Raw genomic sequence first — 24339 nt, 5'->3', positions numbered from 1 at the left:
AGGCATGATATTGCAAACAGATGACCAGACTATAGAAGATCTCCGGATATTCGGAAAGCGCGACAGCAGCGGCATCTACGACCTGTATAACCATACCCATACCCGGGGAGGTGAAGCGATACTGGGAGATATGTTCCGCCATCCTTTGTCGGACCGGGGAGAGATTAACCGCAGAAGCAGCATCATTGAGCATTTTGCGCGATATAACATCCGGTTCCCATTCAATGCCTCCTTGTTTGATATGGCAGAGAAATACCTGGCTAACGCCGACGCGCAAACGAAAAATGCCACGCGTAATGCTACCCTGGGAGAGAAGGAAATTAACAACGGCGTGAGCGCCGTTATCGAGCTGATTCAACAGGTAGCGGCTTTCGTGCATTCGGATGCCGTGGAAGGCATTGCTGCCTATGCCCGCGAACGCCAGGATATTGTCAGTCTGCTGGCGGATCCTGCCCTGGCGCCAGTACATGGAGAAAAAGGAAAAGGTAAACTGTCGTATGCGGCGGTAACTGCCTATGACCTGCTATTCCGTACCCGGGAGCGCCAGCGCATTGAAAAAATCCTGCAGCATGTATATTACCTGGACGTATATATTTCGGTAGCGAAGGTAGCCATAGAACAGCGCTTTGTATTTCCCAAAGCGCTGGAAAAAGGGGAGGATATGTTACTGTTGGAAGGAGTATATCATCCCGGCCTGAAGAACGCTATCGGCAACAATGTACGCCTCAATGCCACTGAACATGTCATTTTCCTCACCGGGGCCAATATGGCAGGAAAGTCTACCTTCCTGCGTTCGCTGAGCATTGCTGTATACCTGGCGCATATGGGGTTCCCGGTAGCGGCGCGGCGGATGGAGTTTGTAGTGCTGGATGGTATTTATACGACCATTAACCTCCCCGACAACCTGGGCATGGGCGCCAGCCACTTTTATGCAGAAGTACTGCGGGTGAAAAAGATTGCGACGGAGCTGGGCGCAGGGAAATCGCTGCTGGTTATTTTCGATGAACTTTTCCGCGGCACCAACGTAAAAGACGCTCATGAGGCTACAGTCGCCATCACCGGTGCTTTTACCAAAAAGAAGAACAGCCTGTTTGTCATCTCCTCCCATATTGTGGAAGCAGGGGAAGACCTGAAACAATATCCCGGGGCGGGATTCCTTTACCTGCCTACCCGTATGAACGGGCATATGCCGGAATATACGTATACCCTTGAACGTGGTATCACAGATGACCGTCACGGGATGATCATCATCCGCAACGAAGGGATACCGGATATCCTGAAGAATGGCCGTAAACGTGCATTGGAACAATAAAAGAACAGTTATGAGCTTCAATATCGATAAACAGACCGTAGATGAACTGAACCTGCTGGGTAAATACCGTAACGGTTCTGTATACCACCTGTTCAACCAGGTGAAGACGAGGGGAGGAGAACAGGTACTGGACAACATCTTCCGTCATCCATTGGAAGATGCTGCGGCTATCAACGAAAGGGCGACTATTTTCCGCGCCTTCCAGGAGGCGCAGCTAGCCTTTCCGTTCGATGCCCCGCAGCTGCACCTGATGCGCGAATACCTCGATGGCAGCGCACCTCGCAGTGCCGCCGTGATCATGATAGACACCCTTATCAAAAAGGGCCTGGCCACGCTTACCCGCGATGAAAGATATCGCAGGAAAGTACAGGGGCTGCAGGCTACCATCGTAACGCTGAAGCGGTGCTATAGCTTCCTGCAAACGCTGCCAGCTACTACCGGTCAATATGCCGCACGGGTGGGCGCCATCAGCGATATCCTCGCAAACAGCCAGGTAGATAAGCTGATGAACATCGATATCTATCAACCGTTGTCTGTAAGTACGCTCGCCTTCTATGATCATTTATTGAAGGGGCGCCTGCGTGAGGCGATGGAACAGGTGTTGACCTTTATTTATGAGCTGGATGTAAACATTGCCGTCAGCGATGTAGCCAGGGCTAAAGGCTTCACCTATGCCACCGCATTGCCGAGGGGAAAAAACAAATTGACCGTCACCGGTTTGCGGCATCCCTGCCTGCAGGGCGCTGTGGGCAATAATCTGACCATGGAAGAAAATAGTAATGTACTGTTTCTCACCGGGGCTAATATGGCTGGTAAATCTACGCTGATGAAATCAGTGGGCATCGGGCTGTACCTGGCCCACATGGGGTTCCCGGTGGCCGCAGATACGATGTCGTTTTCCGTAAGGGAAGGCATTTGTTCTTCCATCAACGTAGCGGACAACATCCACCTGGGTTACAGCCATTTCTATGCAGAGGTGATGCGTGTGAAACAAGCCGCAGAAGCAGCCGCCAGTGGTAAACGGTTGCTGCTGATGTTCGATGAGCTGTTTAAAGGCACCAACGTAAAAGATGCTTTCGATGGCACGCTGGCGGTTACTGCTGCTTTCGCGGAGTACCAGGACTGCCTGTTCATCGTGTCTACGCATATTATTGAAGTGGGAGAGGCATTGAAAGGGAATCCTAATATCCGGTTTGCCTTCCTGCCTACGGTAATGGAAGGCGCCCGGCCGCGTTATACCTACCGCCTCCAGGAAGGAATTACGGAAGACCGGCAGGGGATGATGATCATCCGCAACGAAGGTATCCTGGAATTAATCGGCTCCTGACGTTTTCATACATTTCAAAACAAATTACATGAAGAGATTGATCATTTCCAGCGCCGTAGCGTTGCTGGCGCTTTGCAGCATGCGGGTATCTGCCCAGGAAAAAAAACTGGCTAACCTGACCAAGGAGGACTTCATTGCAGATTTTAAACTGGCAGTGGAGATACTGAAGAAACAACATCCCAATCCCTATAAATTTATCGACTCCATCAGCTTCCAGCGCAAGGTGGATTCGCTGATGGAAAAAGCAGCGGGACAGCCAGATGTGCTTTCCTGCCTGCAATATTCGCCCATCTATCTCGTAAGTGATGTACATACCAACCTGGGCGTGAGCAACGATAATGCGAAGGAACTGTATAGCCTGATCCACCTGTTTCCCTACCCGGTGGTTATAGAGAGAGGTAAGATATTTATTAATATCAAAGGAGGCCCTGTTCCTTTTGGCGCGGAAGTAACCAGCATTAATAATATGCCGGTAAAAGATATACTTCAGGCATTGTCGGCCTCCGCCTACAGCGATGGACATATTCCCACCGGTATGGACCGCCTGTATCCTAACTTCCAGGTGATGTACAGTTTGTTGTCGCCCAACCAGTCAACGTTCCAGGTGAGCTATATTACACCCGGCAGCAATGATACCAAAAAAGTAACACTGCCTTTCGCTGATCCTACACAGGCCTTCCATGCCGGCAAGATGGGAGTATTCCCGGTGAACCTGCTGCAACGTGCCTACTACATCTACAATAACTACTACGATGATACGAAAACGGGTGTGCTCACCGTCAATACTTTCGCCATCAATGAATCGGATGCTTACAAAGAATTCAGTGAATTTTTTAAGGAGATCAACAAGCGTCAATACAAACAGGTAATCATCGACGTGCGGGCCAATGGTGGCGGTAACCCGGCTATCTCCGCATTGCTGTATTCCTTCCTCACCGATGCGCCATTCCGGAATGTATACAACTACCGCACCCGCACCATCGACATTGCTTATCCTGAATATGCCATCGCAGAAAATGGAAGACGCTTGTCGGACGAAGATTTGCAAACCCAGAAGAACTTCCTCTATCAGCGTTTCGACAAAGACAGTACCGGCTTGTATATCGGCAACGCCCGGCTGCGTGATGGTTTGCTCGAAAACTTTCCGGCCGATAAAGATGCCTTCCACGGTAAAGTATATGTCCTTACCGGTGGCGGCACCGTATCAGCGGCCACTTATTTTGCCGCCCTCGTACAGCAGAATAAAAGAGGCCTGATTATCGGTAAAGAGACCGGCAGTGGCGCCGCTGCTACTACGGCAGCGTGGTTTATGAAATACCTGCTGCCCCGCACTAAAAGCGTACTATCAGTGCCTATGTCGGAGTTATACTTCTTCAACGCTACTGCCGATAAAGGCCATGGCATTCTTCCTGACAAAGAAGTGCCCATGAATAAGTTTGTTTCGTATATCCAGGCAAGTAAGGACCCGGAGATGAGCTATACCCTGGAGTTGATTTCGGGAGAAAAACATTAATTAGTGGCAACGGTTGAGTGGGGGCCATGCGGCGGAAGCTGCATGTGCCCTTTTTGTTTGAGCACATTTAAAAATGCCGGTTATTCCCCACATTCAACGGGTTAATCAACGCCCGGTTACAGTATGTATCCCGATCAAAATCATCCACATTGATAGATAGAAACGACACCTCTGGTAATAACGGTGCTAATTGCTGTATGATAACAGTAGACAGCTGAGATTTCTGTTCCGTAGTGCGGCCTCCCATAATACTGGCGAAGATATGCAGGAAACTGTCTTTTCCATGTCCCAGTTTATAATGCGAAAAAGGAGTGATCCGTACTTTAATATCGTTTTCGGCAAACAACCCGGTAGACTCCGCGGCCTGGTACACCGTATCCATGATCAGTTCGGGGGATTGCTGTTCCAGCACGTTGTTAGAGCATTCGATGACAAAATGTGGCATGTTGGAAAAATATTATGTCTCCTAAATATACGAAAAAAGTAAAGCTGGTCTATTCAGACCAGCTTCACATAAAGCACAATGGCGTGTGCGATCATCAAATTTTAACTACCCGGAAAGTCTTGGTTTTATTCTCTCCTTCGAGCTTCAGAATATAAGTGCCACTTGGCAGCGTGCTGATATTTTTGTTGAGTTGTCTTTCTCCTTTCGAAATGATCCATTGGCGTAATATGTTACCACGTATATCCATCAGTGTAAGCATCCGGTAAGTAGCGCCATTCAGGTTGATCGTTAACTGCCCGTTTGTGGGATTAGGGTAGGGCAGCAGTTGGGTCGGTGTAGCGCTTTCTGCCACTACATCCGGCTTAACATAAGCCATGCGGGCGGTAGAAGTATCTACTGCGCAGTTGTCGATGCTGAACCAGTTGAATTTAAAGGCGCCCGACTGCACATGGATGCCGGTATAGCTAAGGGCAGGCAGTGTTATTGTTGCTTTAATGGTGCGCCAGGTACCGCCGGTGGACGGAATGCTGATGGTACCGAAATTGAACCCGCTATGTCCTATCCATACGCTGGCAGCGGCGGTAGACGATACGCGGATGCTGATGGTATATTTACCTTTTACGGGAACATTCAGGGTGTTGTACGCCCACCAGTCGTTTACATGCAGGTTGGTAAAATCCTGTCCGCCTCCCACATCAGTACAGGTTTCCAGGATAGGACCAGTTGCCCGGTTGGACGCGCTTTCTGCTTCATATTTATCATTTACAGTGCAGGTATAACCTGTTGCCACCACTGCAGCAGCAGATATAGCGCCGGAGCTGACGGTTACGCTATAGGTACCTACCGCGTTGCCTGCTGTAAATACACCGGTAGTGTCGATGGTATTTGCCGGGTCGCTGGTAGTCCATATTGGTTTGAAGGCAAACAGGCTGTCGCGCTGGTCATAGCCTTTGGCGATGAACTGCTGTGCAGCGCCTAGAGGCACGGTCACCGTATCGGGGGTAAGTACAATACGGGTAAGTGCAGGCGGTGTAATCACATGCACGATGGCCGTATCTGTTATGCCGGCTGCCGTAGCCTGCACCAGGTAGTTACCGGTAGTGCCGGCGGTAAAGAGACCACTGGCATTGATGCTGCCGCCGCCAGATACTGACCATGCTGGTGTGATAGCAAACTGGCTGCTGTCTTGTCCATAGCCGGTGGCGGTGAATTGTTGCGTTTGACCGGTATTCAGTGTAACGCTGTCGGGCTTGATGGTAACGCGCGACAAGCCAATGGAATCGGCGCGGAAAACGCTTAACCAGTTGAAGTTCCAGCCGTCTTTGTTGGATACAATTTTGATGGTTTGCTGACCCTGTTCCAATCGTATAGGCGCTGACGTAACTGTTATCCATTTTTGCCAACCGCCGCTAACGGGCAGGCTCACGGTTTGCAGGGTAACGGTATCCAGCTGTATTTTCAGGCTGGCGAGGGAGCTTACTGCTACGCGGAACTGCAGGCGGTAAGTATCTGCCCGGGGTACGTTGAGATCATATTCAAACCAGGTATTGGCGCCGATATAGCTTACGTCCAGGCCTCCGCCGATGTCGGAAGTGGTTTCGGTGCAACAGGCATTGCTGTTATCAAAACTTTCTGCCTGTATTTTTACGGGCAGGTTCCTGTAATTGGTAGCCCGCACGTTTACGTTGGTGTTGCCTGTTTTCGTAGTGGTATCTACGGTGGCGGTAGCGCTTACTTTGCCGGAGCTGTTCAGGGTTGCCAGTCCGCTGGCAGTAATGGTATTGCCTGCGCCGGTAATGCTCCATACCGGTGTAATGGCCATGGGATACCCGTTCTGGTCAAATGCTTTGGCCGTATATTGTTGTTGTTTGCCAGCGAGAAAAGAAAGGTCCGCAGGCGTTACCTTAATGGTGTCCAGCACCGGTGTACCCAGCCCTTTTTGGTAGATGCGCGCATAGTCTACCTGCATACTGTCTGGCCAGTCGGCTTCTACAATATTTCCTCCCATACCGCCGCCGATAGCGACGTTCAGGATCAGGTAGAATTTCTGGTCGAAGGGCCAGTCTTTCCAGTCGGTATGTGGATTGGGGTAGGTGAGGATCACAGTAGAATCATATATAAACCGGAGGGTATCCGGCGCCCATTCCATGCTGTACACGTGATAAGCGGTGTCAACATCCATTAGTTTCTTGCTGTTGGAAATGCCGCCGCCATTGGTCCAGTTATGGTTTTGGGTATGTACGGTGGATAATACAGTGCCGAAGTTATTACCCACATGTTCCATGATATCGAGTTCTCCGCTTTTGGGCCATCCGCCGTAGGCGCTGGAGGTAGGCATGAGCCAGATGGCAGGCCAGGAGCCGCGGGCGCGGGGGAGCTTTGCTCTTACGTCTACCCGGCCATACAGGAAATCAAATTTACCCTGTGTAATCAACATCCCGGATGACCAGGGCTCGGTGGTGTTGCCGTTGGGGAAGTCTTTCTTCCCGGTGATCACCAGGTTACCGTTTCTGACACGGGCATTATCGTGTGTGCTATCTGTATATACTTCCTGCTCTCCATTGATCCAGCCTTTGGGATGGGGATCTATTTTCCATTTGCTGGCATCGGGGATGCCGTTGGTATTGAATTCATCGGCAAATACCAGGGTCCAGTTGGGGTTACCTTCAAATACCACGTTGCCTTTTACCGTATAGGAGGCCACGTTGGCGCTGTCCAGTTCTGCGCCGGCCACGGTGAGTTTGAGTGCAGTGCGGGAATAGTTGGCGGGGGAGTTGCCGCTGAGCGTAACCAGGGCAATGGTATCGTTGAGCCGTTGTACGTTGCCGATCGTAACACCTGCCGGCAGGTTGGAGGCAACCCAGCTGCTGGTATGGAGGTTGGAATTGAATACGCCTCCATTTACTTTTGCGGTGAGCACGGCGCCATTTTCATTTCCCATCCTGATAGTGGTATCTTTTAAGACGATATTAGTAGGATTGGGCGCTTGTACCAGGTCGAAATACAGGATGCCATTGGCTTTCTTACCATCGATAAACTGTATGGCGATGGTATTAAAGTCGGTCCTGTTCTTTACACTTTGAAAGTTGAAGGTGGCTTCTTCCCACTGGTTTACGCGGGAGGGCCTGTAAGTAAAGTACACCGCTTTGCTGTAATTGGTGCCAGGCTGCAGTTTAAACATGATATCTTCCTGTACGTTGCTATACACCAGCATTTTGAATGTGCTGTTGGAAGAAAGATTGAAGGAATCTTTCAGGGAAACGGACGTGCTCATGTACTCAAAGCAGCTGGTGTCTTTGATAAATTTAGCGACCAGCGGGCTGGTATTGAGCCCGGACGGATTGGGATTGGGCACTCCAAATTGCACTTTCCCGGTAGTGGTATTCCCGGCATAGTAGGTCCATTTGCCGGAGCAGGGACCATGACCTTCCATATCATCCAACAGAAGGTATTGGGCGTGGAGGCGGCTGCATAGCAGCATGCTCAACACCAGCAAGAGTGTAGACATCTTTCTCATAACGCTTCATTTTTGGTGAGTGGATCAGCCCTGCTTTATGCAGGACTGATCCGGGTTTTCGGGTTTTGTTTACGTGGTTTTAAAGATTACTTACATAGGATCATTTACTCATCGAAAGGGTCATAAATTCGGGTTTATTACGGCATCTGCACCAGGTATGGGCATCCAGTAATTCGCTTTGGTGATAGTACCGGAAGGTTGCAGATCTCCCGGATTTTTATTGGCATTAGCTGCTTCTACCTCCTCCAGTCTTACCAGGTCGAACCAGCGGTTCCATTCACCGGCAAATTCCCAGGCGCGTTCATTGACTACCGCGGTGGCGAAGTCAGCACCGGATAAACCATCCGGCAGGTTGGTCAGTCCTGCGCGCTGACGCACGGCGTTAATGGCCGTATAGGCGTCGCTGTTAGGCGTGCCGGTAGCCCGTGCCTGTGCTTCTGCATAAATCAGCAGTACATGTGCATACCGCATCATAATAACAGGGTTGGCCGACATATACACGTTGCGCGCGTCCGACTGGATGGTGAATTTTTTATAGTAAGGATGCTTGGTGGTGGTTTGTTGCCAGGAAATGGTTTTACCATCGCTCAGCGTAAATTGTGTACTGAAAGTAGCGTCTTTCCTGGCGCCTGGGGGAAAGCTGTTAAAGAAGTTGAGTTCGGGGAAGAAGTCACTCCAGCCACCTTCATCTTCCGGCATGGTAGACAAGCCATAGAAAGAGTTGTAGGTGATCCACTGTCCGCGGGTGAAGAGCGTAAATACATCTTCCACTGTACCGCCGGCGAATATTTTCAGGTAATCGCCCTGGTACAGATCAAATCCATACAGCGTTTTATTGTCAATCACTTCTTTGGCTTTAGCGGCTGCCAGTGCGTATTTGGACTGATTTTTCAGCGGCCATCCGGCTTCTGTGAGATAAACATCTGCCAGCAGGGCTTTGGCGGCACCTTTATTTGGGCGGCCAGAGCTGCGGCGGGCATTGGGTATCCACTCTTCCGCTCTCTTCAGGTCTGTTTCTATCAGGGCGTATACTTCGGCAGGTTTACTCTTTTTCAGCGTGAGATAATCGGGTGAATATACTTCAGAAGGGATGATCGGTACTTCTCCCCACAACCTGGTGAGCCAGTAGTAGCAGAGTCCCCGCAGGTAGCTGGCTTCGCCCACCATAGCGCGGATGCTGTCGGGATTACCTCCCTGTACAGCCGTATAGTTGTTGATGATATTGGTGGTAGATTGTATGGTTTTATAACATCCCAGCCAGATGGGGGGCATCCGGCCATTCAGGGAGGAAACGTTGAAGCGGTCGAATTCCCTGAATTCTTCCTTGTTGGAGCCTGCATGGGTGGTGAGGTCATCGCCGCCCATCGTCATGGCTATTTGTGTCACGGAGGTAAAGCCACTGGTCCATGGCACCAGCAGGCTGCCGTAGGCGCCGGACAACACAGTTTCCAGGCCGGCCTGGCTGCTGAGGGCGTCCTTGCCGGCTACCAGTCCACGGGGCTCTTCATTAAGCTGTTTGCTGCACCCTGCCGCCAGCAGAAGGCAGAGTACCAGGTATATCGTATGTTTCATGTTATATCGTTTAGTCATGACCGTTATTTTTTAAAAGCTGAGTGTTACCCCACCGGTAATGGTTTTTACATTCGGATAAGTACCATAGTCAATACCCTGCCTGATGTCGCCGGCAGATGAATTGCTTTCCGGATCGAGGCCGCTGTAGTTGGTGATGGTCAGCAGGTTGGTAGCGCTGACAAACACCTTAACGCCGAGGGTATTTTTCAGTGCTGCTTTAGGAAGAGTATAAGCGAGGCTCACATTCTTCAGGCGCAGGAAATCCCCTTTTTCCAGGAAACGGCTGCTTTGTGTGAAGTTGCGGTTGGTGGTGCTGAACGCCGGTATGTCCGATGTTTCATTCACACCGGGAATGTAGCGGTCTTTGATGGCTGCCAGGGTGGCTTCCCGTGCATCGCCGCCATAGTACATGGCTGCGGCACTGTTGTAGTTCAGGCGGTCAAATCCAAAGAGCCCCTGGAACAGTAAGTTCAGCGTAAATCTCTTATAGGTAACGGTATTGTTCCAGCCAATAGATGTTTTGGGAATACCGGTACCGATCACGTGATAATCGTTGGCATCAATGGTCCCGTTGTTGTCGAGGTCGAGGTAGCGGGAATCGCCGGCTTTGGCGCCATACTGGCTGGCTTTGGCATCGCCGGGCTTCCAGGTACCGAGATAGGTGAGGCCCCAGATAGCGCCCAGTGACTGCCCTGGCATTACCACAAATTCTGATTGCGGCGACATGCCACCGCCTATCCTGCGGTTGTTTGGATCGAAGATGCGGGTTTTTCCTTCACCGAGGGAAAGTACTTCATTGCGGATGAAAGACACGTTGAATCCAGTGTTCCAGGTTACGGCGCTGTGGCTGATTACATCGCCGTCGATAGAAAATTCCCAGCCCTTATTCTGTACAGATCCGACGTTCCTGGTAATGGGGTTACCCCCGAGGTACATGGGTAAGGTTTCCACCAGCAGCAGGTCGCGGGTTTTCTTTACAAAGTAATCTGCGGTAACGTTTACACGGCCTTTTAATAACCCGATGTCTATTCCCACATCTTGCTGTTCGGTGGTTTCCCATTTCAGGTCAGGATTGCCGATGTTGCCCATCATCAATCCCACCAGGTGACTGTTGTTGGTAAATGAGGCGGCTATATTGGAATAGGATGAAAGGGTACTATAGGGGCTAACGGCCTGGTTGCCGGTAAGTCCCCAGCTACCGCGTATTTTCAGGTTACTGAAAGCATGCTGGTCCTGCATAAAGGGTTCGTTACTCACCACCCATCCGGCGGAAACGGAAGGAAAGTGGCCGTATTTATTATTGCCCTGGAATTTGGAAGCGCCATCGCGACGGATAGCGGCCGATACGAGATATTTATCGCGGTAGCTGTAGTTAGCACGTCCTACCAGGGAAAATATCGCCCACTTTGAATAACCCGAAGAGGGGCTACCGGGAGTGCCCAGCGCCAGGTTATACCACTGGAAGTTTTCGTAGGTAAGATTGGACGCGCCGGCAGCAGAATAATTGGTAGTGCCCTGCTGGTATTCCATTACCGCTGTGATATCGATGTTATGTACCTGGTTGAATGTTTTCCGGTAGTTCAGCGTGTTGGTATTCTGTAACACGATGTCTTTGGTGGAACGTATACTGGAAGAGGAGACATTGTTGTTCGTGATTTTTCCGGCGAAGCTCTTGTCATCGGTTTGCAGGTAGTTAGCGCCGTATTGCAGGTTGAACGTGAGCCCGGGAATGATATTGACTTTGAAGCCTCCTATCATATTGGCGAGCATGCGATCTTTTACTGCCAGCCGGTTTTCGGTCAGCGCTACCGGGTTATAGGATAAAGACCCCACCGGATCGCTGATAACGTAGCTGCCATCGGCATTGCGCACCGGCGTAGTGGGCGCCCATACGATCGCCTGTGCCAGGGGACTGCTGGGCCCATCGGCAGGGATGTCTACATTTTGTGCGGTGCTATATGAGCCGGTGATATTCAGGAAAGTAGATACCCGGTCGGATAGTTTGGAATTGATATTGGAACGTACCGTATAACGTTTATAGGAAGAGTTATTAATCACCCCATCCTGGTTCAGGTAATTGCCGGAAATGAAGTAGGTAGATTTATCGCTTCCACCGGAGAGATTTAATAAATATTCCTGGGTGGGTGCTGCCCGGAAAATTTCATCCTGCCAGTTGGTGCCGCCTTTGGCACGGAATTCCGCTATCTGAGCATCTGTAAACCTGGGGGTAGTTCCAACAGCTACAGCGTGGGCGTTAGCGGTTTCTGCGAAATCGGCCGCATTGAGCAGATCCAGTTTTTTCAATATGGTAGACGATGACAAACGGGTGGTGAAGTTGACGTTCAATCCGCCTTTATTACCTTTTTTGGTAGTGACGAGGATCACGCCATTGGAGCCCCTACTACCGTAAATAGCAGTGGCGGCGGCGTCTTTCAGTACCTGTATCGACTCGATATCATCCGGGTTAATAGCAAAGAAGTCGGCGCCTACAAAGCCATCCACTACATAGATAGGATCATTGCCGCCATTGATTGAGTTGGAACCGCGGATACGTATACGCACGGCGCCTCCGGGAGAACCGGCAGAATTAGTTACCTGTACGCCAGCCGTACGTCCCTGCAGCACCTGGTCGAGCCGGTTAACCGGCGCATCCTGGAAATCTTTGGAAGAGACAGATGTAATGGAGCTGCTGAGGCTACCTTTCCGTTGTTCGCCATATCCCACTACCACCAGTTCGTTGATATTCGAAGCGGTGGGGCGCAGTATAACGGGTAATTCATTCCTGCTACCTACCGGCATTTCTATCTTGTTATAACCGAGAGAGGAGATGACCAAGATGGCGTTATCGTTGGGTACCGCGATGGTGTATTCGCCTTTTTCATTGGTCACCACGCCCTTGCTGGTGCCTTTCACCTGGATGGTGGCGCCGGGAAGCGGTTCTCCTTTTTCGTTGGTCACTTTTCCCTTTACTTCTTTTTCAGGCGCAGGCACTGTTTCTTCCGGTGCCGGTTTTCGTTTTACGATGATCACCTTATCGGAAATAGACCAGGTGAGCGGTTGATCCTGAAAGCAGGTATTCAGTGCTTGTTCCAGGGGAACGTTTTTTAGCTGGAGACTTACTTTTCTTCCCTGCAATAGTTGTTCATCAGTATACAGGAAACTGTATCCGGTTTGCTTCCGGATCTCCTGGAAAATTTTATCCAGGGACGCGTTCCGTTGCGATAGGGTAACTGTTTGTGCATACCCTGCTGCATGAACCTGTAGCAGGGTGATGGTCATCAAAAGCACCGTTAATTTCATGATCAGTACCGTTTTTGCAGATAATCGTGGAAATTTTTTGCCCCATGCGGCAGAAGTTTGCCTGCCTTGGGAAAAAAGCATCAATTGCATACATTTGTATGGTTTGGGTAAATAATGAATAATTGTCACAAGCGATTTACATACAGACCCAGGCTTTACCGGGAGCGGTGCAACGCTTCCGGTTTTTTTGTGCCTGTATGGGTAAAGGGATAGTGGAACTTAAGGACTCATGATACCAGTTTTTTAACGTATAGGTAAATGTCAGGGTGACACGATAATCTGTCTTCCCCTGATCTCGAAATGCGCTTCTCCTGTCATTTCCATCATTTTTAATACCTGGGATACCGGTACATTTCTCGGTATGATACCGCGGAAGTGTGCGGTAACAGGCGCTTTATACACCACTTCCATATTATACCAGCGCGCAATGAGGCGCATGGCGGAAGCAATGTCGTTGCCTTCCAGTTGAATGAACCCGTTCTTCCAGGCGATGGCTTCTTCTGTATTCACATGCGGCACGATGGCCAGTTGGTGGTTTTGTTTATCCAGCTGGGCGCCTTGTCCCGGGGCCAGCTGTTGACTGTTATGGTGGTTGCTTACTTTTACGGCTCCTTCCAGCAGGGTGGTCTTCATCAGGCTTTCATCTTCATACGCCATGATATTGAATTGGGTACCCAGTACCGTCACTTCGAGGCTGTCGCCTCCGGTGCGTGTTGTTACCCTGAATGGCAAGGCGGCATTGGGTGCCACATCGAAATAGGCTTCCCCGGTGAGTTCCACCTGCCTGCTGCGACCACTGAAGGCAACGGGATATTTGAGGGAGCTGGCGGCATTCAGCCATACTTTTGTGCCATCAGGCAGGGTCACCTGGAATTGTCCGCCCCGTGGCGTGCTCAGGGTGTTGTAGGAAGGCGCCCCGGAAGTGTTGGTGTTGCCTGCTACAGCGGTGTACATCAGTTGTCCGCCAGAAGGCCTGCTGATCCGGGTGTTGCCCTGTTGTGCCAACGGTTCGCCACCGGTGCTGTCCAGGGGTACCTGCGTACCATCTGCGAGGGTAAGCATGGCTTTGTTGCCGCCAGGCGCTATATCGTTTTTGAGTAAAGGCGTAGTGGTGGCAATAGCAGGAGCTTGCCGGGACTTATGCTGCCATGCATACCAGCCCGCTGATAGCAATAATAGCACAGCCGCAGCAGCAGGTATCCAGCGTAGCGGGCCGCGGGCCGGCAGGGGAATAACCGGTGTGGGAGTAGTGAGTTGATCTGCTGCCAGTATTTTATTGGCGATCTGATCCCAGTAGGCAGTATCATAGCCGGCGACCGGAAGATCGTCCTGTAACAGCATTTCCAGCTGCTGCGCAACATTACCGGTAAGGTCATCCCTGACCAGGTCCGACAGTTCCTGCAGCTCTGCATCAGTGGCCGAGTGGTTCAACGCCTGCCGGAGCAGGTAGGTAAGACGCTCTTGTATCAACAATTTTTTGGTTGTTTTATGATTCTAAACGTGGATAACGTGGTATTTTATGCAACGTGAAAAGGTCCCTTCTATATCAACAGACGTGCAAGCGATCATTTAGGACCTATGGTCCTGAAAAAAAAATTTTAGAGCCGCAATAACCAGAATACCAGGGCGGGGAGCAGATGCCCCGATGCTTCCAGGTGCTTGCGGATAGCTTGTAGTGAACGTACCAGGGAATTTTTTACGGTGTTGGAGGAAAGGGAAAGTTGTTGGGCTATCTCTGGTATCTTCAATCCCTGTTCCCGGCTGAGCCGGTATATTTGTTGGGCCCTGGGCGGAAGTTCGGCTACAGCAACACCTACTTGTTTTATCATAGATGTATAGGCCATATTTTCCTCCATGCTGAAGGCCGGCTCTATGGGCGCCAGGGTGTCCAGTGCCTTATGGTGTACCGCCTGTTTGCGTAGATAGGTAAATGACTGGTAAAAAACAATACGCAGCATCCAGGATCGCGGCTGCTCGATGTCGGGCAGCTTGTCGCGGCTAATCCATAACCGGAGGAAGGTTTCCTGGATAATATCTTCCGTAACAGCCGCTGTTTTAGTAATGTGCTGGGCTATGGCGCGGAATTGCGGTACATATATATGAAAAAGCTTCCTGAAGGCGGTTTCATCACCTTCAGAGATTGCCTGGAAGAGTTCTTTATCATTGTATGATTGCGCATGCATGCCGGATAGCCCCTGTCGCTAAAGTAGCAAAATCTTGTGGAAGATTATTAATTTCCCGGGAATGACAGATAAGCGGATGATGGTATAGCGGGAGAGATGATGAAATGGTTACATAAAAAGATTACCTTGGCTATTACTTATAGCCTGTTTGAAAATGAACATTAAAACCCTGCTCCCTTTCGAGCAATATACCTTCGTTACGAAGCTGAGTATACCCGAAATAAGCAACCGGATTATGAATAGCACCGCGCCCAGGACAAGACTATTTTCGTTCCCCGAACCACCTGCGGCAGGTAAGTTATTTAGAGGGTCTATATCCGGTAACCAGTTTGAGTTATTGAGAATCATCCAGTACAGGAACTCTTTCCTGCCAGTCATAAAAGGAGAGATGAATACCTACCTGGGGAAAACGGAGGTATCAGTCCGGCAGGCGCCGGTACTCGCCGTACTTATTTTTATGGGATTGTGGATGGGTATTGTTACCCTGGCATGTATCGGAATGCTGTCGTATGGCGTTACACATTTACATCTATTGAAGCCGGGGCCAACAATAATACCTTTCCTGGTTCCTTTTTTTATGTGGATAGGAGGGGCCGCCATGGTGTCTATTGGGTTTAGGTTGGAAAGTGGAAAAGCGAAGAAGTTGTTGTTGGAGTTATTGGAGGGGGAAGTGGCTGGTTAGGATACGGCCGTATATCTGCAGGCAAAATCACGTAAAAGCAGGATTTTATCTCTGCCTGGTTTAGTATAAATTGTTAGCATTTCTAATCACTTAAACCAGTAAATTATGAAAAAGAAACCCGCTGCCAAATTGAAATTGGCTAAAATCAAAGTTGCTATTCTTAGTCAAACTGTTGTGATGGAAGATCATAATCGCACCCTGCCGATTACGCAGCACAAAACCTGTCCTGCTACTTATTGGGTATGCTAGTACTGTAGGTAACCTATTTGTCAGCAATGACAACCGGCGCATGGAACTCCATGCGCCGGCTTTTTTTAACACGAGAGACGTAAAAGCGGATACCATTCAATTATTACGGGACACGAATATTCCCTTTCCGGTGTACAGGCCATGAATGATAATTACTAACGTTTACGGGTATACTTTTTTAAGAGCAGATGCTTCCATAGATAAATCAGAAAAAAATCAGCCCCGCATTGCGACTACCGGTTTGTGTATAATGTACATATTGATGTAGTTTATCCCGGCATTAATTTTTTGCTATACCAGAAAAAAAAGATACAGGGTTACAAGAAAAGATTTATTTTTATTATAGAAACCCCAAACCCCAAAAAGTAAAAAGTAGATTATGCCTCTTCATGACCCCAAAAAAACGGGTAATCCTCCGGATTATCCTGGACGGAGCGTATTCTCATCTAACAACGATTCCGCCTCATCTTCTCCTGGCGATATACAGATGCCCGTTGTTGCATTGCCCAAAGGAGGGGGAGCTATTAAAGGGATTGATGAGAAATTTAATGTCAACGCTGTGACCGGCACCGCCGCTTTTTCCATCCCGATTCCATACAGCCCCGGCCGTAACGGTTACCTACCGGGTTTTGAGCTGTCGTACCATTCCGGTAGTGGCAATAGCAGTTTCGGATTAGGTTGGGACGTAGCCATCCCGTGTATCAGCCGGAAAACTGAAGATGGGCTACCCCGCTACCGCGATGCCGAAGAGTCAGATATCTTCGTTTTATCCGGCGCCGAAGACCTGGTACCCCTGCTGGAGTGGAATGGTAGCGAGTGGAAAAATATACCCGTTCCCAGAACGGTAGACGGTGTCCAGTACATGGTGATGCGCTATCGCCCGCGGATTGAAGGCACCTTTACACGTATCGAAAAATGGACAGATATCACCACTTCCCAGGTACATTGGCGCATCATCTCAGCCGATAACCATACTTCCTGCTACGGGCTTACCACCGACAGCCAGCTGGTTGACCCTGATAACGGAAGCCGCGTGTTTAAATGGATGCTTTGCCGTACACATGACGATAAAGGGAACCTGGTACAACTGGTATATAAGAAAGAAGATTTTGCCGGTATTCCCGCCCAGCAAAATGAAATTCACCGCATTCATCACTGCACACAGCTATATATTAAGAAGATATTGTACGGAAACCAGCATGCCTGGTACCTGGGCGATACATTGCCGGAAGAAAAAGATTTTCTCTTCAAAGTCATTTTCGACTATGGTGAACATGATACCGCCATCAATATCCCCAAAGATATAGACCAGGAAAAGAATAGCTGGACTTGCCGGAAAGATCCCTTTTCTTCCTATCGGTCAGGCTTCGAAATTCGTACCTATCGCAGGTGTTGCCGGGTAATGATGTTTCACTGCTTCCCGGCGGAACAGCTGCCCGTAAACCTCTGCCTGGTAAAATCGCTGCAGCTGTTTTATGACGATAGTCTCCCGCTCACAGGCAATGGCAACCAGGTAAATGGTTATTCCTTTCTCGTGAAGGCTCGGCAGAACGGGCATCTTTGGGATGCAGGCACCAATGCTTACCGTACAAAATATTTCCCCGAACTGGAACTGCAATACCAATCGCATGAATGGAATACCAGTGTACAGGTGGTAAGCCCCGATAACCTGGTCCATGCCCCGGTGGGCATCGATGATAAAACCTATCTCTGGGTAGATCTCTACAGTGAAGGAATTGCAGGTATACTTACGGAACAGGGCGGTGGATGGTATTATAAATCCAATCTCGGTAACGGGCAGTTTTCTCCTGCAAAACCGGTAGCGCCCCGGCCATCCTATGGAGGCCTCAACAAAGGCGTGATGATACAGGAACTGGAAGGCAATGGTATCAAGTACCTGGTACAGGTAGATAAAAAATTCAACGGTTTCTTTAAGCTGACCGAAGACGCCACCTGGGAAGGCATGAAGTACTTCGAGCAAACGCCGGTGCTCTATCCGAAAGAAAAGAATATGCGCTTTATTGATCTCACCGGGGATCATATGCCCGACATGCTCTATACCGATGAATACCAGTTTCGCTGGTATGCCGGAGCAGGGGAAAAAGGCTTTGAAGTGCCGGAAACCGTGATAAAAGCAACGGATGAAGAGCAGGGACCAGCCATCGTTTTTACAGATCAGGAGCAATGCATTTTTCTTGCCGATATGAGCGGCGATGGTTTGACCGACATTGTACGTATCCGGAACGGGGAGATTTGTTACTGGCCCAACTTGGGCTATGGCCGGTTTGGCGCCAAAGTAAACATGGATCATGCACCGGTATTCGACTATCCTGAACAGTTCAATCCCGCTTACCTCAGGTTGGCAGATATCGACGGCTCCGGCACCACCGATGTGATCTACCTGGGCAAAAATAATTTCAGTGTATGGATGAATCTGAACGGCAACGAATGGACAACCACGCCGGAAGTAGTCACCACTTTCCCGGCAATAGATCAGATGTCGCACATCGCTGTGATGGATTTCCTTGGTGCAGGTACCGCTGCTATCGTATATGCGTCGCCGATAGCCGGTAAACCCTTGCAGTATATCGACCTGATGGGCAGCAAGAAGCCGGCATTGCTGATAGGGTATAAAAATAATTGCGGCAGGGAAGTGACCATCGAATATAAATCTTCCACCTTCTACTACCTGGAAGATAAACTAAAAGGCATTCCCTGGGTCACGAAGCTCCCATTTCCCGTGCACTGTATTTCACGCGTCACCACTGCTGATAAAGTAAGGGAAACTATTTTTACCAACACCTATCGTTACCGTCACGGCTATTACGATGCTACAGAGAAGGAATTCCGCGGGTTTGCCCGGGTAGAGCAGGACGACACTGAGGTATTCAGCCAGTTTGCACTCAATATGGCTTTGAACGTGGTAGAAGAAGACTTGTACCAACCTCCTGTTACTACCATTTCCTGGTTCCATACCGGTGCTTACCTGGCCAACCAGCGATTGTTGCACCAATGTGCCACCGAGTATTTTAATGGCATTACACCTTACGATATGCCAGATCCTGTATTACCAGCGGGTTTACAGCCCTATGAGATCCATGAAGCATTACGTGCCTGCAAAGGACAGCATCTGCGCACAGAAGTATATGCGTTTGATGGTAGCTTGCAACAGTCCTATCCTTATACTGCCATGCAGGCCAATAATGAAATACGCCTGATACAGCCCAAAGGGAGTAACCGTTACGCGTCTTTTCAGCTGTTACCATCAGAAAGTATTACTTATGCCTATGAAAGAAACCCGGCAGACCCTCGTATTGCTCATTCCTTTGTATTGGAAACAGACGACCTGGGTTATACAACGAAAGCGGCTGCGGTAATATATCCGCGGTTAACCAGGCCCGCTGCTCCCAACGATATTCCTGATAAAGTATGGGACGAACAACGACAGCTACACATTACCTATAACGAAACCGGGTATACGAAAGATGTGATCGCAGATGATACCTACCGCCTTCGCGAGCAGTGTGAATCGCGCGCTTACGAAGTAGGTGGTATCAGTCAACCTCCGGGCTTTTACCTGGGTAAAACCGACCTGGCAGGAATACCTCCCGCTACCGTTATCCAGTACGAAGAAGAATTCAGTGGGGGGGTACAGAAGAGATTATCCGCGCACGGTCGTATCTACTACCTGAAAGACGATTTATCTGGCCCCCTGGCATTAGGTACGCTTTCGTCGCTGGGATTTGTCCATAGAAAATACCAGCTCACGTTTACACAAAACCTGGTCACCAAATACTACGGCGCAGAAGTAACATCCACTATGCTGGCAGACGCGGGTTATACCCACACAGAGGTCGATGTACACTGGTGGGCGCCTTCCGGAACGGATATTTTTTCAGCTACACCGGCAGCGGATTTTTACATCCCCACCGGCACGAAAGATGTATTTGGCAGGGAGCACCATATACAATACGATGCCCTGCACATACTGGTGGAAAGCAGTACGGATGCTATCGGGAATACCGTTACGGCAGATAACGACTACCGCGTACTGAAGCCTCATCAGATCACCGATATTAACGGCAACCGTTCTGCCGTGGAAACCGATGAGTTGGGATTCGTTGTTAAAATTGCTGTGATGGGCAAGGCTGGCAGCAGCGACGGGGATACCCTGGCAGATCCTACCAACCGCATGGAGTACGACCTGTTTAACTGGGTGAATAATGGCAAACCTAATTATGTACACTGCTTCAGCAGGGAACAACATGGTGCTGCCAACCCACGGTGGCAGGAAAGTTACGCCTATTCCAATGGCAGCGGCGGTGTAATCATGACCAAAAACCAGGTGAATCCAGGCAAGGCGAAAGTATGGAACGAGGTTACCCATACGGTAGATGAAGTAGATGCCAATCCCCGCTGGATAGGCAACGGCCGGACCATCTATAACAACAAAGGCAACGCGGTAAAGAAATATGAGCCTTATTTCAGCACCACGTCCGGTTATGAATCAGAAGCTGAGCTGGTGGAAACCGGGGTCACCGCTACCCGTTATTATGATCCTACCGGGCGCTTGATAAAAACTGTTTTCCCGAACGGCACATTCTCCAATATTGAATTTACCCCCTGGTATTTTAAATCTTTTGATGTAAACGATAACGTAGTTGCCAGTCAGTGGTATAGCGACAGGGGAAGTCCTTTACCAGGTGATCCCGAGCCATCAGATCCTGAAACAAGGGCTGCCTGGCTTGCCACACGGCATAATCTAACTCCGGCCATGTTTCACTCCGATGCCATCGGCCGGCCATTGATGACTATATCAGATTATGGCGCTGGTAAAACGACTGCCGTTTGGGTGGAAACAGATGCTTTAGGGCGGTACTCCAAATCGTTTGATCAACTGAAACGGTTGATCAGCTTCGGCGCCAGCAACATGGCAGGTGGACCTATGTATTCCAAGACAGCGGAAAAAGGCGAGAAATGGGTATTCCAGGATGTACAGGGCCGCATATATAAAATGTGGAATGGTGGCGGGCAGTACTATCGTTTTGAGTTCGATGACCTCGACAGGCCAGTAAGCAGTTACCTGAAAGTAGGTGCTACCGAATGGTTGTATGCCCGCGTGGTGTATGGCGACCTGTTTCCCGATGCCCAGGCCAGGGCGCTCAACATGAAAGGAAAGGTATACCAGGTATACGACCAGAGTGGGGTGAGTACGATCAAGGGCATCGATTTTAAAGGTAATATTACAGCGGCAGAGAAGAGGCTAACCAGGCATTACCAGCAGCTGATAGACTGGACGCCCCTGAAAGGACTCATTGTCATTCCCGATATTCTCACCGCTGCCGAACCGCTGCTGGAAACGGCTACCTATTCTTCAGCCGGTACCTTTGATGCGCTGAACCGCCCTGTAACGGCTACCTTGCCGGATCAATCGATTGTGCAGCCAGTTTATAATGAAGCCAATTTTATTGCTACCTTGAATGTGAAACCCGGAGGGGTAGGGGCTTTTATCCCCTTCCTGAAGAACCAGGACTACGATGCAAGAGGACAAAGGCAAATAGCACAATATGGTAATGGCACAATAACGAAATATTTCTATGACCCCCTGACCTTTCGCCTGACGGATTTGTTGACGCTGCAAAAGGATACAGATACCGCGCCGGAAGCGCTGCAAAATATTTCCTTCACGTACGATCCAATCGGTAACATCACCCAGATCAGGGATGATGCGCAACAAACACATTTTTTTAAAAATACTGTTGTATACCCTGAGTCGAAGTTTGAATACAATGCCATTTATCAATTGACAAAAGCCAGCGGCAGGGAGCATGCCGGCTTGTCGATGGATACACAGCGTAACAACACGGATATCGTATTTATTCCGCAATTGCCGGAAATGAACAACAGTACAGCGGTGAGGATGTATACAGAGCAATATGATTTTGATGATTGCAGTAATATCCGGTCGCTAAAACACAATGCCCCCGGGGCCACCTGGCAGCAGCGGTATCACTATGAATACGAGGATGATCCATCCAACGTGACCAACCGATTGAAGGCCACCAGCATGCCAGGCGATGCGCCAGGCGTATTTTCAGGTATTTATGTGCATAATGGAGGAGGTAATATGACTTCCATGCCGCATTTATCGGCGCCCAACAGCCTGACCTGGAATTTCCAGTCGCAGCTGAGCGGCGTTAACCTCGGTGGCGGAGGACAGGCCTATTATGTATATGGCTCCGGCGGGCAACGGTGCCGGAAAATAATAGAACGCATCGGTGGGAAAAAGCTGGAACGTATTTATCTCGGCGCGGTGGAAATCTACCGGGAAAGTACCGGCATGGGTGCACCTGATTTTGAGCGGTACACCTTGCGGATAGCAGATAATACCGGCGTCATAGCCCAGGTGGATACGAAAACGATTGATACATTGGGCAGCGATCCGGGTACGGCATTAAACGCCCCGGTTATACGCTATCAGTATGGCAATCATATCGGTTCCGCAGTGATGGAAACCAACAGTATGGGAGACGTGATTTCCTATGAAGAATATCACCCTTTCGGTACGTCTGCTTATCGTATCGCCAAACCCGGTGCCGACCTGAGTATGAAGCGATATCGTTTCTGTGGAAAGGAAAGAGATGAAGAAACAGGTTTTTATTATTTCGGCGCCCGTTACTACGCGGCCTGGCTAGGACGTTGGACCAGCAGTGATCCTGCTGGGTTTGTAGATGGATTGAATTTGTATTGTTATTGTTCCAATAACCCGGTGATGATTCAGGACCCTACCGGTACGGACGGAGGACGGGTAACGATTTCTGGTCATGCTACCGGCCGTGAAACAGAAGCGGACATCAGGAATGTATTGAGAAAACAGGGATATGATTTTCGCAGGATGCCTACCTGGGAACCGAATGCCAGTGGCACCGGTGGCAGGTGGAATTTCGGTGATGACAATCTTTACCGCATACCACGGGGAAGTGGTAGCAGTCACCATAGTTCAGGTGCTACACATCCCAGTGGAGGTGGGTCGGGTTCGGGTTCAGGTGCTGGTACCACGCCGCCACCCACAGGCGCTGGCGCTGGTAGTGGCGGAGATGCGGGGGCACCACCGCCGGATACACATCCACAAAGTGGCCCCACTGGTACGCCGGGAGGCGCTGCGGGTGGCACCCCCGGAGGATCTCCGGGGGGAGGACCTGGGGGCAGCCCAGGCGGATCTCCAGGCGGAGTGCCGGGAGGCAGTCCGCAAGGTAGTGCGGGTGGTAGCCCACAGGGTACGCCTGGCGGCAGTCCTAACGGAACGCCGGGAGGCAGCGGTAGCGGTGGTGGCGGTGGCGAACGTTCATTCTGGAGTCGTGGCGGCGCTACCTTACTCGGTGGCCTGTTATTGTTGGGCGCCGGTTTGCTCACCATCTTCACAGCAGGTGCTGCTACACCTTTGCTGGTGCTGGCAGCAGGCGCCATGGCCACGGCAGGCGGCGTGGCGGTGACTACCGCGAGTGCCGTACAATTGGGCGTTTCCTATAGCGGTGGCACTACCGCCACGCAGGACCGGGAAATGCAACACGCGTTGAGTACCGTGTCTTCCCTCAGTTCGCCAGGTGGATTGGTAGGAGGTACGGTCGGGGTGGCTGTAGATGGTGACAGGGGGCTGCAAAGAGGTGCATTGATCGGGAATGTAGCAGAATTGGGCTATGGTGTCACAAATTTCGGCATCTCCCGGTTCTCTGGGGGCGCTGCACGGGAGCTGTCTTCAGATGCAGGATTGATCAGTAATATGGCTACCATGGAGCCCACTGTTCCCAGAGGAGTTTTCGTTATCGGTAGTCACGGTGAACCAGGTTTGTTCCAAACCACCGCCGGAACCATGGCGCCTATTGGAGAACTGGCCCCTATGATACAGAGTGCCCCCCAGGGCCGGATTACGCTGTTAATGTGTAATGTTGGGCATGATCCGGCTGCCGTACAGGCATTGTCTAATGAAACAGGACGAAGCATCACGGCGTATACCAACTTTGTGGGTTCTGTTAACTACAACTCGGTAGTGTCATTTGCCGGTACACATACTACCGGCCTGGTACAACCACCGGTTATTACGGGGCTGGCATCGCCGAGCGTATTCAACCCAACTTATCTCAGCCCATATCTAAGTCTGACGCCCAATGTGGCTGCTCCCGCAGCCGCCACGGTAGGTGGTGTACAGGCCCAGCAATAAAACGTATAGCCGGTGCCGTGG

Annotated in this window: 12 protein-coding genes; 6 read left to right on the top strand and 6 right to left on the bottom strand. The window is 50.2% G+C overall.

The window, feature by feature from the left end; genetic code table 11:
- Positions 1-4: 4 nt before the first annotated feature.
- The 3 genes from HGH91_RS27405 to HGH91_RS27395 are packed head-to-tail and all read left to right on the top strand — an operon-like array spanning position 5 to position 4152.
- Positions 5-1312 carry a MutS-related protein gene (locus HGH91_RS27405; RefSeq protein WP_168742379.1) on the top strand — a complete coding sequence of 436 codons (1308 nt, stop codon included), beginning with the start codon at positions 5-7 and terminating at the stop codon, positions 1310-1312.
- Between the two features lie 10 nt (positions 1313-1322).
- Positions 1323-2639 (top strand): MutS-related protein, encoded by a 1317-nt coding sequence (locus HGH91_RS27400; RefSeq protein WP_168742377.1) that lies wholly within the window; start codon positions 1323-1325, stop codon positions 2637-2639.
- A 28-nt stretch (positions 2640-2667) separates the two neighbouring features.
- Complete coding sequence (locus tag HGH91_RS27395; RefSeq protein WP_168742376.1) at positions 2668-4152, top strand: S41 family peptidase; 1485 nt, start codon at positions 2668-2670, stop codon at positions 4150-4152.
- Positions 4153-4219: 67 nt separating this feature from the next.
- Here the strand turns inward: HGH91_RS27395 and HGH91_RS27390 are convergent, their stop codons facing one another.
- The 6 genes from HGH91_RS27390 to HGH91_RS27365 form a co-directional block, all read right to left on the bottom strand.
- Positions 4220-4597, bottom strand: coding sequence for a 5-carboxymethyl-2-hydroxymuconate Delta-isomerase (locus HGH91_RS27390; protein ID WP_168742374.1), 378 nt, complete (start codon positions 4595-4597; stop codon positions 4220-4222).
- Positions 4598-4691: 94 nt separating this feature from the next.
- The gene (locus HGH91_RS27385; RefSeq protein ID WP_168742372.1) at positions 4692-8114 is read right to left on the bottom strand and encodes a carbohydrate-binding protein; all 3423 of its coding nucleotides are present in this window, start codon (positions 8112-8114) and stop codon (positions 4692-4694) included.
- Positions 8115-8234: 120 nt separating this feature from the next.
- Positions 8235-9686, bottom strand: a complete 1452-nt coding sequence (locus HGH91_RS27380; protein ID WP_168742370.1) for a RagB/SusD family nutrient uptake outer membrane protein — start codon at positions 9684-9686, stop codon at positions 8235-8237.
- 30 nt (positions 9687-9716) lie between these two features.
- Positions 9717-12986 (bottom strand): TonB-dependent receptor, encoded by a 3270-nt coding sequence (locus HGH91_RS27375; RefSeq protein ID WP_211092451.1) that lies wholly within the window; start codon positions 12984-12986, stop codon positions 9717-9719.
- Positions 12987-13247: 261 nt separating this feature from the next.
- Entirely contained in the window at positions 13248-14459 is a 1212-nt protein-coding gene (locus HGH91_RS27370) for a FecR family protein (RefSeq protein ID WP_168742367.1), read from the bottom strand.
- A 125-nt stretch (positions 14460-14584) separates the two neighbouring features.
- Positions 14585-15169 (bottom strand): RNA polymerase sigma factor, encoded by a 585-nt coding sequence (locus HGH91_RS27365; protein WP_168742365.1) that lies wholly within the window; start codon positions 15167-15169, stop codon positions 14585-14587.
- Between the two features lie 154 nt (positions 15170-15323).
- Between HGH91_RS27365 and HGH91_RS27360 the strand changes: the two genes are divergently transcribed.
- The 3 genes from HGH91_RS27360 to HGH91_RS27350 all read left to right on the top strand — a co-directional run bounded on the left by HGH91_RS27360 (position 15324) and on the right by HGH91_RS27350 (position 24318).
- The gene (locus HGH91_RS27360) at positions 15324-15851 is read left to right on the top strand and encodes a hypothetical protein (protein ID WP_168742364.1); all 528 of its coding nucleotides are present in this window, start codon (positions 15324-15326) and stop codon (positions 15849-15851) included.
- A 105-nt stretch (positions 15852-15956) separates the two neighbouring features.
- Positions 15957-16100 carry a hypothetical protein gene (locus HGH91_RS27355; protein ID WP_168742362.1) on the top strand — a complete coding sequence of 48 codons (144 nt, stop codon included), beginning with the start codon at positions 15957-15959 and terminating at the stop codon, positions 16098-16100.
- Positions 16101-16479: 379 nt separating this feature from the next.
- On the top strand, positions 16480-24318 hold the full coding sequence (locus tag HGH91_RS27350) for a SpvB/TcaC N-terminal domain-containing protein (RefSeq protein ID WP_168742360.1): 7839 nt from the start codon (positions 16480-16482) through the stop codon (positions 24316-24318).
- Positions 24319-24339: the final 21 nt, after the last annotated feature.

The sequence above is a fragment of the Chitinophaga eiseniae genome, assembly GCF_012641265.1.
In the GTDB taxonomy this organism is placed as follows: Bacteria; Bacteroidota; Bacteroidia; order Chitinophagales; family Chitinophagaceae; genus Chitinophaga; species Chitinophaga eiseniae_A.
Note: the sequence above shows the minus strand (reverse complement) of the source record. Positions and strands in the feature narration are given on the sequence as shown.